The organism is Streptomyces sp. GL_148 (assembly GCF_057834205.1).
The window spans coordinates 3,045,946-3,058,166 of record NZ_CM174396.1 but is presented as its reverse complement, the minus strand read 5'-3'; the positions used below and the strand labels follow the sequence as shown (position 1 = coordinate 3,058,166).

The window sequence follows — 12,221 nt, the reverse complement described above, 5'->3', positions numbered from 1 at the left end:
GCACGAGTGCGCCCCGCCCGGTGGAATCCGGGCGGGGCGCACAGGGAGCAGGCGCGGTCCTACGCGCTCTTGGCCGACGGGACGAGCCGGGTGAAGGGTTCGTCGCTCAGGCCGTCCCACTCGACGCCTCGTACCGACGCCGCGAAGGCGGAGACCCGCTCCGCACCCCAGAAGGCATCCCGGCCGTGGCGGAAGAACGGCACGCCGAACGCGTCGTCGTGGTAGGCCGAGATCAGGCATTCGGCGCCCCTGGCCCGCAGCCTCGGGTCGTCGGCCGAGTCGGCGAGCGCCGCGGGCAGCCCCAGCTCGTCGGCGATCGAGGCGATCGTCTCGCGCAGGGCCAGGTCGCGGCCCTCGTTCCAGCGGGCCCGGTAGGCCAGCGCGACGAACTCCCGCCCCAGACCGGCCTCCTCGGCGGCCAGGTAGGCGAGGTGCGAGATCTCCCAGTGCGGGGCGCGGTCGACCGGCCAGGAGACCTGCCAGCCACGGGCGTGCGCCCAGCGGCGGGCGTCGCGCAGGATGTAGAAGTTCTTCGACCGGTGCATGTCGCGGACCGGCAGTTCGACACGGGCGGCGGTGAGCAGGGCCGTGCTCTGCTCGTCCGGCTCCCAGTACGGGATCCACTCGGTCTGGTCGAGGACGTCGGGGTACTTCTCCGTCAGATCGCGATAGGCGAACCAGGAGTACGGGCTGCGCAGCGAGAAGTACCAGCGCGGGTGCTTGTCCCCGCGGGCGGTCGGACGAACGGGACTCACAGCGAGATGCCTCCGTCGATCTGGAACACCGCTCCGGTGACGTAGGCCGACCGGTCGCCGGCCAGGAACGCGACCATTTCGGCAACCTCCTCGGCCGTGCCCATCCGGCCCAGTGACACGCCCTTGAGGGCGTCGTCGCGCATCCGGTCGGACACCACGGCCACCATGTCGGTGTCGATGAAGCCGGGGGCCACGCTGTTGACGCGGATGCCGTAGCGGCCGACCTCCTTGGCCAGCGAGCGGGAGAAGCCGATGATCCCGGCCTTGGAGGCCGAGTAGTTGGTCTGGCCGGCGTTGCCGTACACACCCGCCACCGACGAGATGTTGACGATGGAGCCGCGGCGGCGCTTCATCATCGCGAAGGCCGCCGCGCGGCAGACGTGGAACACGCCGTCGAGGTTGGTGGCGAGCACGGACTTCCAGTCCTCGTCGGACATCACCACGAGCGGCTTGTCGCGGGTGATGCCCGCCGAGGTGACCGCCGTCTCGATCGGTCCCAGGTCCCGCTCGGTGGCGTTGATCCAGTCGCGGACCTGGCCGGCGTCGCTGACGTCGACGCGCCGGTACAGCACGCGCGCGCCCAGGGCGTCGACCTCCTTCGCGAGGATCTCCGCCGCCTGCTCCGCGGAGTGGAAGCAGAAGCTGATGTCGTAACCGTCGGCGGCGAGTTTGAGTACGGTGGCCCGGCCGATGCCCCGGGAGCCGCCGCTGATCAGGGCCACGGGCCGGGTGTCGGGCTTGTTGTCGGTGGTCATCGGAGCGTTTCTCCTTCACTGGGGCGGAGCAGTTCGGCGGGACGGAAGGCCATCACCATGCGGGACACGGTCATCACGGTCTCCTCGCCCCGGTGGCTGGTGCCTTCGAAGATCACCGAGTCGGTGAGGGCGCGGCTGATGCGCACGCGGTGTTCGATGACCTCGCCGGGGAGCACGGGGGAGTGGAACTCCGCGTCGGCAACCGACCCGAAGAGCATGATCTGGCCCGTGGGCGCGCCGCCCGCCGCCGATGCGAGCAGCCCCGCCGACTGGCCCCAGGACTCGATGAGCAGCGAGGGCGGGTAGGCCAACGAGGTCTCGGGCGTCAGGGACCGGTACCAGGGCTCGCCCAGGGTGACGGCCTTGACGGCGCGGATGCTCTCCCCGGGGACGAGGTCCAGGACCTTGTCCACGAGCAGCATCGGATAGCGGTGCGGCAGCAGGTCGGTGACCCTGGGCAGGACCGTGGGGGCGGTCACAGCGCACCTCCGGGAAAGGCGAAGCGGAGCCGGACCTTCGCGGCCTTGCCCCGTTCCGTCGCGGCCGTGGCGTCGCAGCGCAGGCCCGAGTCGGTCCGGCGCCACGTGAGGGCCAGGGAAAGGGTGTCCCCGGGGTAGACGGCTCCGGCGAACCGCGCCGATTCCACGGCGGCCAGTTCGGTGGGGCCCGGGATGCCGTCGCCCTGGGTGGTGGCCGCGCGCTGGACACACTCCAGCACGCACACCCCGGGGAAGATCGGGAAATCTGGGTAGTGGCCGGCGAACACGGCTTCGTCGGCCCGGATCTCGGCCAGCGCCGAGGCCGGCAGGCCCTCGTCGGTCCAGGTCAGTACGCGGACTTCGGCGGCGACGGGGCTCACCCGCACGGAAGCCGTCATTGCGCCACCATCCGCAGGACGGCACAGGCCAGGGAACCGTCGCGGTCGGCCGACGTGACCACCGCGATGCGGCCGGGCGGCGCCGGGTCCGCGTCCGCGGCGGCCAGCAGGAGCGCGATCTGGAAGGTCGCCGAAGCGGCGGAGACGTCGCCGAGCCGGCCGACGGCCGGTACGCGCAGGCGCGCCTCGGCTCCGCAGACCGCGGTCAGCGCCTCGTGCTCCAGCTCGCCCAGCAGTCCGGGCGCGTCGCCCGCGCTCGCCGCCCAGACCTCGTCCGGCCGTACGCCGGCGGAGTCGAGCGCGTCGCGGACACAGGCCTCCAGCGCCGGCCGCACCTGGTCGCCGGTGGCCACCCGGGTACGGATGGCCAGGACCTCGGCCAGCGGCGGCCGTTCGGGCACCGCGGACGCCGGGAACCCCGCGGGCTGTACGAGCAGGACGGCGGCGCCCTCGCCGAGCGGCACCTCCGGGCTGCCGGCGCCGCGGCTGTGGTGCTCCAGCCAGTGGCGGGCGGCGGAGTACTCCTCGGCGGCGGCGCACAGCACGGTGTCGGCCCGGCCGGAGGCCAGCAGCCGGCCCGCGTAGTTGAGCGCGAGCAGCCCGGCCGCCCGGCCGCCGGCGAGGGTCGTGTTCGGCCCTCGCATGCCGTACCAGATGGCGCACTGCCCGGCCGCGCAGTTCATCACCGCGTTGGGCATGACCGCCGGGTCGACGTCGTAGGGGCGCGCGCCCACCAGCGAGCTGCGGGTGAAGTCCATCATGCTGGCCACGCTGCCGGTGGTGGTGGCCAGCACCAGAGCGGCGCGATCGCCGGTCTCCGACTCCTTGAACGATCCCGGCTGGTCGAGCAGCGAACCGACCGCGGCCACGGCGAGCCCGGTGACCCGGTCCATGGACCGGGTGCCCTTCTTGCCGAGGACCTCACGGGTCTCGAAGCCGGGCACGAGGTGCGCCCGGCCCGCGGGCACGTTCCAGCGGTCGGTGTCGACCGGGGCGCCGGTGGCCCGCCCGCTGCGCACCCCCTCGGTGAGCGCTTCTGCCCCGATGCCGTACGGGGAGACGGCCGACCAGCCTGTGATCAGCGGCCGGTTGAGTACGGGGGTGCTCATGCCTCCGCCTTACTGGGGGTGGAGAGCGCGTCGAGGGTGGCCTCGTCGAGCGTGGCCATCTCCCAGCGGTTGGGGGCGGTCTCGTGCAGGTAGCCGTGGGTGATGTTGCCCGTGGCGGTCTTCACCAGCAGGCCATCGCGCACGACGTAGCAGTCCATGCGGTGGGTGTAGAGGAGGCTCTTGAAGATCTGCTCGACCGTGTAGACGGTGTAGAGCTCCTCCTCCATCCGGGCCTCGTCGAGGATCTCGATGCGGGAGTTGGTGACGACCGGGATCCAGCCCCGCCCGTCGAGGACCTCCTTGATGGCCAGGCCGCGGTCGGCCAGGAACAGGTCCTCGACCTCCTCCATGATCCGCAGGTAACCGGACATCTGGAGGCGCTCGTTGAAGTGGCAGTAGAAGTACGGGATCCGCCAGCGCCAGCCGAACGCGTTCTGCTCGCCGACCAGTTCGGTCAGCACCGGGTCGTGGCTCGTGCCGCGGCCCGCGGTGAGCTCGGGGTACGGCCGCGGGCTGGCCGCGAGTTCCAGCTGCTCGCCCGTGCCGAGGCGCTCGGCGGCGAACCGCTCCAGGCCCGCCGGATACGGCTCGTGATCCGTGATGTGGTCGTCGACGCGCAGGGCGACCCGGACCGTGGAGCTCGCACACTTGATCCGGTCGCCGTCGCGCTCGACGAACAGCGCGACCTTGAAGCGGAAGCGGTCCTCGCCGGCCTTGGCCGTCGGGGTGACGACCGCCTCGACCTCGTCGTCGACGGCCAGGAGGGCGCCGAGCCGGGTGTTGATGTCGACCACGTCGAAGCCGAGCCCGTACCTCTGGTAGAGCTCGCCGGCGGGCAGTCCGGCCTCCCTGAAGTGGCCTAGCACCGCTGCCTCGGCCACGTAGTTGATCTGCTTGAAGCCGATGGCGTAGCTGATGTTGTTGCCCTCGAAGACGGGCCGCAGGCGCGTCGTGGTCGAGGTCTCCAGCAGCGCGGTCACTGCAGGATGGGGCGTGGGGCCCATCAGGGACTCCTTAATGCGTACGTGAATCGGATGTCGGACTCAGACGCCGGCCGCGGGACCCACCCGGTCGGGTAGCCGCAGCCGGTCCAGGAATGCGCGCACCGTCCCGGCGAACCAGCCGGGGTGCTCCAGCATCGGGAAGTGGCCGCAGCCGGGGTGGATCAACGCCTGGGCGGCGGGCAGCCGGCCGGCGAGGTCGAGCGCCTGTTCCGCGGGCGCGGACAGGTCCGTCCCGCCGCCGACGACCAGCGCCGGGGTCTCGACCAGATCCACCGGGAACAGCGGGGTCCGCAAGTACATTTCGAAGAACCGCAGCCAGCCGTAGGGGCCGACCCACTCGGTCATCCGCCGGGCCATGTCGTCCCGCAGCTCCGAGTCGATGGGACGGCTGCGGGTCCGCAGCCGGATCGACTCGGACATGGTCCGGGGAAAGTCGTCCAGCGTGGGCGCGATCATGTCCCAGTGGAACGCGTCCGCGTCGCTGCGGTAGAAGGGGTTGACGAGTACGACGGCCGGCAGCGGCAGCGGACGGCCCTCGGCGGCCCGGCGGCTGAGCAGGTCGAGCAGCACGACCGAGCTGAACGAGTGGGCCACCACCAGGTCGGCGCCGCCGGGCACTGCATCCAGCACCTCTTCGAGCCGCCCGGCGGAATCCGTCTCGTGCCGCCACTGCGCGATGCCGCCGCTGTGCCACGGCAGCTGCGGGGCGTGGACCGTCACGTCCGCGCCCCACAGCCCGGAGACCTCCGACCAGACCTGCTCGTTGTTGCCGAGGCCGTGGAGCAGGACGAGGTTCCTCACGGCCGTGCACCCGCCCCGGGGGCGTACAGCACGGTCCCGGCGCCGCCGCACACGGCGGGCACCGGTTCGGTGCCGCCCGCGGCGAAGTGACCGGCCGCGGCGGCGCATTGGACGACGCCGAGGGCGCCGGAGAGTTCGCCCCAGCCCTCCAGGGGCAGCGCGCCCGCGGTCTCGGAGACCTGCGCGGATGCCGGGCCGCGGACCACCGGGCCGAGCAGAGCCCGAACGGGTCCGGCTCCGCCGCCCGGTGCGCTCAGCACGAGGGCGGCGCCGCCGTCGGCCACCGGCCCGCCGGTCAGCGCGCGGGTGAACTCGTTGTCGGGCTCGACCCCGATGACGAGCATGTGGTCCGCACGGCCGGAGCGCAGCAGCAAGGAGGCCCAGCGGACCGCGTCGAGCCCGGCACCGGCGCCGCTGCAGACGGTCAGGTTGGGGCCGCGCAGGCCGTACCTGATCGCCGTCTCCGAGGCGATGATGTTGCTGGAGGCGTTGGGGGTGTCCATGGGACTCAGCCCGCCGGTCGTCTCCTTGGCGATCGTCTCGACGGCGCGGCAGACGGTGTCGATGTTGCCGAGGTTGGAGCTGACCACGACGCCGATGCGGTCGCCGCCCTCTGCACGGGCCGTCCCGGGAGCGCCCTCGGGGAGGAGGCCGCCGTCCACGAGTGCCGCGTACGCCAGGTGCAGGCCGAGCTGCGTCGCCCGGTCCTTGAACCGCAGCCCCTTCCGGCCGATCAGCGCGGCGGGGTCCGGTGCGGCCGCGCCGGCCGGAGCGGGCCGCAGCAGCGCCGCGGGACTGTCGGCGCCGGGCAGGGCGACGGCGATTCCGGTGATCTCCGGGTACGTGGTCATGCGGCACCTGCCACGACGGCGACGGCGTTGACGCCCCCGAATCCGAAGCTGTTGACCTGCGCGAGGTTCACCGGCGCGGCCAGCGGCCCGCCGGCCACCAGCCGCAGGTCCGCGCCCTCGGGCAGCGGCTCGGTGAGACCCCCGATCGGGGGCACCAGGCCGGCGTCCAGTGAGCGCAGGGCCACGATGAGGCTGAGCAGGCCCGCCGAACCCGAGGTGTGGCCGGTCAGCGACTTGATGCCGGTCAAGGCGGGCCGGCTGTCGCCGAAGACCCGCGCGGTCACGGTGGCCTCCGTGCTGTCGTTGAGCGGAGTGCCGGTGGCGTGCAGCACGACCAGGTCGATCTCGGCGGGCGAGACGCCCGCCCGCTCCTGGGCCTGGCGTACCGCGGCCTCGACGCCCGCCGGGTCCGGCGCGGTCTGGTGGCCGGCGTCGCAGTTGACGGCCACCGAGCGGAGCAGGCCGTGCACCGGCCGGCCCGCGGCCGAGCGGCTGAGCACGATCGCGGCCGCTCCTTCGCCGAGGATGGTGCCCTGACGACGGGCGTCGAACGGCCGCACGGACTGCGGCGGGTCGAACTGGACCCGGTCCGCCTGCCCGTGCATGCTCTCGGCCACCACGTCGCAGCCCGCGACGATGACGGTCTCGGCCTCGCCGAGTTCCAGCAGGTCCCAGGCGAGCGCGAGCGCGTACAGGGAAGCGGAGCAGGCCCCGGCGAGCGTATGGGTGTCCGTGGCGCCGAACCGCTCCCGCAGCGCGCCGCCGAAATCCAGCCCGTCGGTGTCGAACGGGACCCCGTCGCGCCACCACAGTTCCAGGGAGCGAAGCTCCCGCAGGCCGGTGCCGACCAGGACGGGGATGCCGCCGAGGTCCTCGGGCAGCCCGGCGTCCGCGGCCGCCTGCCGGACGGCCTCCACGAGGAACCGGGTGGCGCGGCCGGGCTCGTCGACGCCCTCGGCCTGCCGGTCGTCGATCTCGAACAGCAGCTGCGCCTTGTAGCGGGACCGGTCGAAGGCGCGCAGCGGGGCGATCCCGCTGCGGCCCTCGCACAGGCTCGCGAAGATCTCGTCCGGGTCGGCCCCGATGCTCGCGACGGCGCCCATGCCGATGATGGGGTACGTCATGCCGTGTGCTCCTCGTACTTGCCGAGGATCACGATGGCGTTGTTCCCGCCGAAGGCGAGCCCGTTGTTCTGCACGATGCGCAGATCGGCCTCGACGGCGTGGTTGGGCACGCAGTCGATCTCGCACTCCGGGTCGGTGCGGTTGTGGTTGATGGTCGGCGGGATGAAGCCGTGAGTGATGGCCAGACCACACGCGATGGCGCCGAGCGCGCTGGCCGCACCCATGGTGTGGCCGAGCATCGACTTGAGCGAGATGGTGCGGGGGGTGGCGGCGCCGAAGACCTTGCGGATGGCGCCCGCCTCGGTGATGTCGTTCGCCTTGGTACCGGTGCCGTGGGCGGAGATCAGGTCGACCTCCTCCGCCTTCACGCCGGCGTTCTCCAGCGCGATGCTCATGCACTGCGCCACGCTGTCGCCGTTCGGCGCCACCTGGTGGTACGCGTCGCAGTTGAGGCCGTAGCCCAGCACTTCGGCGTAGATGGTGGCCCCGCGGGCGAGCGCCGAGTCCAGGCTTTCCAGGACCAGCAAGCCGGCACCCTCACCCGTCAGGATGCCCTTGCGGTCGGCATCGAAGGGCTGGCAGCACTCCGGGGCGATGGTGCCCAGGCGGTAGAAGCCCGTGAAGGTCTTGCGGCACATCGCGTCCGCGCCACCGCACAGCGCGAACTCCACCTCGCCGGAGCTGACCGCGTCGAAGCCGTACCCGATCGCGTAGTTGCCCGCGGAGCAGGCCGTCGCGATCGTGGGCGCCTCGACGTCGGTCAGCCCCAGCTCGTGGGCGATGGCCGTGGAGAGCCGAGCCGGTGAGACCCTTCGGACGATCTGCTCGTCCATCTGTTCCGGGCCGTCGGCGAGTTCGGCAGCGACCAGCTGGTCCAGTTCGTAGGACTCGCCGTCCGTGGTGCCGACGGAGATCAGACCCCGTCGGCCGGCGAGTTCCACGGGGTCCAGGCCGGCGTCCTGCAGTGCCATCCGCGCCGCCGCGACGGCGAAGCGGCTGGCCCGCCCCAGCTCCTGCACCGGGGTGCGGGAGATCCACTGCTCGGGTTCGAACCCCTTGACTTCGCAGCCGTTGACATGGGCGAAGCCTTCGACGTCGAACACCGATATGGGGCTGACGCCACTGCGTCCGGCCCGCAGACTCTCGGTGAACTCCTCGGCACCGATGCCGATGCTGGAGATCACTCCGAAGCCGGTGAGGACCACCCGGCGTTTCCCGGAATCAAGGCCGGGGCGTACTGAGGACACGATGTCTCTCCTTCAGTTCGGCGTACGGGGAGCGGGTCAGCGTGCGGGCGCCTCCGCGACGACCTCGAACACGGACTGCAGGTTGACCATCCGGCTGAGCTCGGACTGGTCGATCGTGATGCTGAACTCCTTCTCCAGGGAGGCGAGGATCTCGATGGCGCGCAGCGAGTCGGCGTCGTGCTCCTCGATGAAGAGGCTGGTCTCGGTGACCTCGTTCTCCTCCAGCTCGAGGATGTCGCAGATGATTTCCTTGATGGTCGAGCGGCGTTCGGCGGTGATGGTGGTGGTGGACACGGTGTCCTCTTCCTCTGTTTCTGTCGGTTGTGCGGAAAGGGAAAAACGGAGAGCGGAAAGTGGAGAGCGGCGAGCGTCAGGCGGCGTCGGCGGCCATGGCCACCGCGAGGCTGCGCGGGCGCATGTCGACCCAGTTCTCGTTCACGTAGTCCAGGCATTCCTGGCGGCCTGCCTTGCCGTGCACCGGGTTCCAGCCCGCCGGAATCTCGGCGAAAGCGGGCCAAAGGGAATGCTGGCCCTCTTCGTTCACCAGAACGTAGTACTCGGCGCTGTCATCCTCGAACGGGTTGGCCATCGAAATGTCCTCCTGGTGCTGTGGCTCGATTCGCTCGACCATAAGCAGTCGCCAATGTTCCCGACAAGTGCCTTCGGGGATATGTGCCGCCACATGCCAGAGAGATTCCAATGAGAAGAATTCGATATCGCATTGCGCGGCGGCGGCCCGGCCCTCCGCAGGGGGCGCCGGACCCCGGAAACACCGGCATTCGGTGGCGCGCCGGCCGGAGAGCGGCGGCATCCGTCGCCCGCCGTGCGCGGTCCCGTACGCGGTGTCACTTCCCCGCATACAAGAACTTGTCAGCCGGCCACGGCCCCGGCCCGCCACGGGGGACGGGGAACAGAAAAGGGGGAACAGAAAAGGGCGGACCACGCGATGGTGGTCCGCCCTCTTCGGCGGTGCTCGCCGGACCCCGGCAGGCGGGTGGCATGCGAATGCCCCGGCCGATATCGCGGACGGGGCATTCGGTCGTGCGGCCGTACAGTCAACGGGGGATATCCTGTCCGGCCGGACGACGGGAGCCGGTGACGTGCTCCTGCATGACCGATACTGCCATCCGGCGTGCGGGTCCCCAAGCCCGCAGAGAATCTTTTGATTCCCGCTGGCAGCAATCCTGTTCTGCGATTAACGTAATTCTGACCGCCTCAGACGGCGACAACACCCCGCATGCTCTCGATGAGAGTCAGTACGGCGCGCGCGGACGGAAGGATCATCCGGCCTTCCCGGGTCAGTCGGGCGCCGGTGGAATCACGAGTGAAGAGCTTGGTGCCCAGCATCTGCTCAAGGCATTTGATCTGGTAGCTGATGGCCGGCTGTGAGTAGCCCAGCTCTCTCGCCGCCTGGTCCATGCGGCCGATGTCGGCTACGGATACAAATGCGCGGAACTCTCGCTCGTGCACGCTTCCCCCTGTTGTTGAGACATCCTCAATTGCATCTCACTATCAAGGCAATTGAAGTACAGGGGCAAGTCGCCCTGCAGGAAGCTGCAGCCGCGGCCGGCTACACGCTCCGCCGCATCGCCGTGTACAGCGCCCGGAGCATCAGGATCGCGCTGACGATGAGCACGTGGTACCCGGCGAGCGGGTAGAGCTCCAGCCGGTCGGTGACCCGCGGGCCGCGACCCGTGCCGAACACCACCAGCAGGACGCCCATCATCCCGGTGAAGGCCGCCAGCAGCGTGACCGTGATCTGGTGGATCAGCCCGGACAGGAAGCGCCGCTCCCGCTCGTCGGCGAGGAACCGCACGCGCACGCCCAGCCGCCCCTCCTCCAGCGCGGCACTGATCCGTTCCGCCCGCCGCGGCAGCCGCCGCAGCATCGGCAGAACGGACAGGGCCTCCTGTGCGGCGGTGTGGAGGGTGTCGGGCAGGTACCCGGCCAGTGACCAGGGGTCGGACGCGGCCGCGGCGTCCTCCTCCCCGCCGCCCGGCTTCCGGGGCCGGTGTGGGGAGGTGAACCGGAACCGGTCGGTCATCATCCCGACCGCGAAGGCCCGTGCCTCGTCCAGCAGATTGAACCCGGGGGCCAGCTGGGCCAGTGTGCCCTCGATCGTGGCCAGGGCACGGAAGACGGCCGCGACCTCCGGTGGCACGGCGAGCCCGAAGCGGGCCAGCATGCGGAACAGGGCGGTGAAGGTATCCGTGTCGGGCTGCGCACCCGCTCCCAGGTGCCGGGCCATGAACCGCCCGAGCTCCCGCTCCAGCACCATGGGGTCGGGCATCAGGTCCTCGTTGGTCGTCGCCCGCGTACCCAGAAGCATGATCAGTGCGTCGTGCAGCCCCGCCGGGTCGCCCCGGTCGATGGACACGAGCAGCTCCTGGATCGCTACGCGCACCGACGGGTCGATCCGGCCCACCGACCCGAAGTCGATGAAGGCGATCCGCCCCTCCTGCAGGAGCAGCATGTTCCCCGGATGCGGATCGGCGTGGAACACGCCCACCCGGAGGATCTGATGGAGCATGCTGGCGAACGCGGTCCTGGCCAGCGCCTGAGGATCGAGTCCCCAGCGCTGGGCGGCCTCGGCGGCCCGCTCCAGTGTGACGCCGTCCAGCCAGTCCTGGACCAGTACGCGGGCCGACGTGCAGTCGTCGTGGACCTTGGGTATGCGCACCGGGGCGTCCGGACCGTATCCGTCGCACCCGGCCCCGACCGCGGCGGAGTTGCGTGCCTCGATCCGGAAGTCCAGCTCCTCGCGAACGGATTCGGCGAAGCCGTCGCCCAGCTCCCGCAGGCCGAGCGCCTGCGTCGAGCGGGCCCGGCCCTGCAGTCCCCGGGTGATCGCGAGCACGATGTCGAGGTCGCGTTCGACGGTCTTGCGTATGCCCGGCCGTTGCACCTTCACCACGACGGTCCGCCCGTTTCGCAACCGGGCGCGGTGGACCTGGGCGATGGAGGCCGCGGCGAGGGGCACGTGCTCGATCCAGTCGAAGACCTCGTCGACGGGCCGGCCCAGCTCCTCGCGCAGGACGGCCTCCACCTCCGGCCAGGGGGCCGGCGGAACACTGCTCTGGAGCCGGCTCAGCTCGTCGATGAAGTGCGGCGGCAGCAGATCACGTCGGGTGGACAGCACCTGCCCGAGCTTGATCAGCGCACCCCCGCACTCCTCGAACGCGATCCGCAGCGAACGGGCGGACTGCTCGCCGAACTCTCCGGGACGCAGGGCCCGGTCCAGGTGCGTACGGCCGCGCAGCAGCCGGGTCAGGCCGTTGCGCATGAAGATCCGGCTGATCTGCGAGTAGCGGCGGGCGCGTCGCTTGCGGTCGCCGATGCCGCGCAGCCACTGCCGGGAGCGCGACCAGCTCCCGTAGGGAAGGAACACCTCGACCACGACGAGCGTGCTCATCGCGGCCAGCAGGGCGAGAGCGATCTGCAGGACGGAGAGCGCGGCCCGGCTCTCCTCGTCCCGGACCAGCTGCCCGAACGCGGCCAGCGTCCCCAGGCCCACCAGTCCCGACAGGAGGGAGCGCAGCGGACCCACCGAGACGCCGAGCAGCCGGCGGGAGGCGATGGACACGCCGAAGACGAGGCCGCCGAGCGTACCCAATGTCACCAGGACAAGGACCGCGAGAGGGATGTCGCTGGTGCCGGGCGATGCCAGATCGGTCATGGCGGGACTCCCTCGGTAGGTC

At 71.1% G+C, this 12,221-nt stretch carries 14 protein-coding genes; all 14 read right to left on the bottom strand.

All coding sequences use genetic code 11. The features are described from left to right. Positions 1 to 59: 59 nt before the first annotated feature. On the bottom strand, positions 60 to 755 hold the full coding sequence (locus AC3IYI_RS14065) for a 2-hydroxychromene-2-carboxylate isomerase (RefSeq protein ID WP_489410501.1): 696 nt from the start codon (positions 753 to 755) through the stop codon (positions 60 to 62). After that, a complete protein-coding gene (fabG, locus tag AC3IYI_RS14060; RefSeq protein ID WP_489410500.1) occupies positions 752 to 1,510 on the bottom strand; it encodes a 3-oxoacyl-[acyl-carrier-protein] reductase in 759 nt (252 codons plus the stop codon). The genes AC3IYI_RS14065 and fabG overlap by 4 nt, the downstream gene beginning before the upstream one ends. Continuing rightward, positions 1,507 to 1,989, bottom strand: coding sequence for a 3-hydroxyacyl-ACP dehydratase FabZ family protein (locus AC3IYI_RS14055; protein WP_489410499.1), 483 nt, complete (start codon positions 1,987 to 1,989; stop codon positions 1,507 to 1,509). The genes fabG and AC3IYI_RS14055 overlap by 4 nt, the downstream gene beginning before the upstream one ends. Continuing rightward, a complete protein-coding gene (locus AC3IYI_RS14050; protein ID WP_489410498.1) occupies positions 1,986 to 2,387 on the bottom strand; it encodes a 3-hydroxyacyl-ACP dehydratase FabZ family protein in 402 nt (133 codons plus the stop codon). Before AC3IYI_RS14050 ends, AC3IYI_RS14055 begins: the two co-directional genes overlap by 4 nt. Next, positions 2,384 to 3,496, bottom strand: coding sequence for a beta-ketoacyl synthase N-terminal-like domain-containing protein (locus AC3IYI_RS14045; protein WP_489410497.1), 1,113 nt, complete (start codon positions 3,494 to 3,496; stop codon positions 2,384 to 2,386). Before AC3IYI_RS14045 ends, AC3IYI_RS14050 begins: the two co-directional genes overlap by 4 nt. Continuing rightward, positions 3,493 to 4,500 carry an acyl-CoA thioesterase family protein gene (locus AC3IYI_RS14040; protein ID WP_489410496.1) on the bottom strand — a complete coding sequence of 336 codons (1,008 nt, stop codon included), beginning with the start codon at positions 4,498 to 4,500 and terminating at the stop codon, positions 3,493 to 3,495. Before AC3IYI_RS14040 ends, AC3IYI_RS14045 begins: the two co-directional genes overlap by 4 nt. A 39-nt stretch (positions 4,501 to 4,539) precedes the next feature. After that, complete coding sequence (locus AC3IYI_RS14035) at positions 4,540 to 5,301, bottom strand: alpha/beta fold hydrolase (protein WP_489410495.1); 762 nt, start codon at positions 5,299 to 5,301, stop codon at positions 4,540 to 4,542. After that, positions 5,298 to 6,152 (bottom strand): beta-ketoacyl synthase N-terminal-like domain-containing protein, encoded by an 855-nt coding sequence (locus AC3IYI_RS14030; protein ID WP_489410494.1) that lies wholly within the window; start codon positions 6,150 to 6,152, stop codon positions 5,298 to 5,300. The genes AC3IYI_RS14035 and AC3IYI_RS14030 overlap by 4 nt, the downstream gene beginning before the upstream one ends. Further along, positions 6,149 to 7,276, bottom strand: a complete 1,128-nt coding sequence (locus AC3IYI_RS14025; RefSeq protein ID WP_489410493.1) for a beta-ketoacyl synthase N-terminal-like domain-containing protein — start codon at positions 7,274 to 7,276, stop codon at positions 6,149 to 6,151. Before AC3IYI_RS14025 ends, AC3IYI_RS14030 begins: the two co-directional genes overlap by 4 nt. Then, a complete protein-coding gene (locus AC3IYI_RS14020) occupies positions 7,273 to 8,526 on the bottom strand; it encodes a beta-ketoacyl-[acyl-carrier-protein] synthase family protein (RefSeq protein WP_489411528.1) in 1,254 nt (417 codons plus the stop codon). Before AC3IYI_RS14020 ends, AC3IYI_RS14025 begins: the two co-directional genes overlap by 4 nt. Before the next feature lie 33 nt (positions 8,527 to 8,559). Then, the gene (locus tag AC3IYI_RS14015; RefSeq protein ID WP_489410492.1) at positions 8,560 to 8,817 is read right to left on the bottom strand and encodes an acyl carrier protein; all 258 of its coding nucleotides are present in this window, start codon (positions 8,815 to 8,817) and stop codon (positions 8,560 to 8,562) included. A 76-nt stretch (positions 8,818 to 8,893) separates the two neighbouring features. Beyond that, positions 8,894 to 9,112 carry an MbtH family protein gene (locus AC3IYI_RS14010; protein WP_489410491.1) on the bottom strand — a complete coding sequence of 73 codons (219 nt, stop codon included), beginning with the start codon at positions 9,110 to 9,112 and terminating at the stop codon, positions 8,894 to 8,896. A 626-nt stretch (positions 9,113 to 9,738) separates the two neighbouring features. After that, complete coding sequence (locus tag AC3IYI_RS14005; RefSeq protein ID WP_489410490.1) at positions 9,739 to 9,993, bottom strand: LysR family transcriptional regulator; 255 nt, start codon at positions 9,991 to 9,993, stop codon at positions 9,739 to 9,741. Between the two features lie 100 nt (positions 9,994 to 10,093). After that, complete coding sequence (locus AC3IYI_RS14000) at positions 10,094 to 12,199, bottom strand: ABC1 kinase family protein (RefSeq protein WP_489410489.1); 2,106 nt, start codon at positions 12,197 to 12,199, stop codon at positions 10,094 to 10,096. Positions 12,200 to 12,221 lie beyond the last annotated feature (22 nt).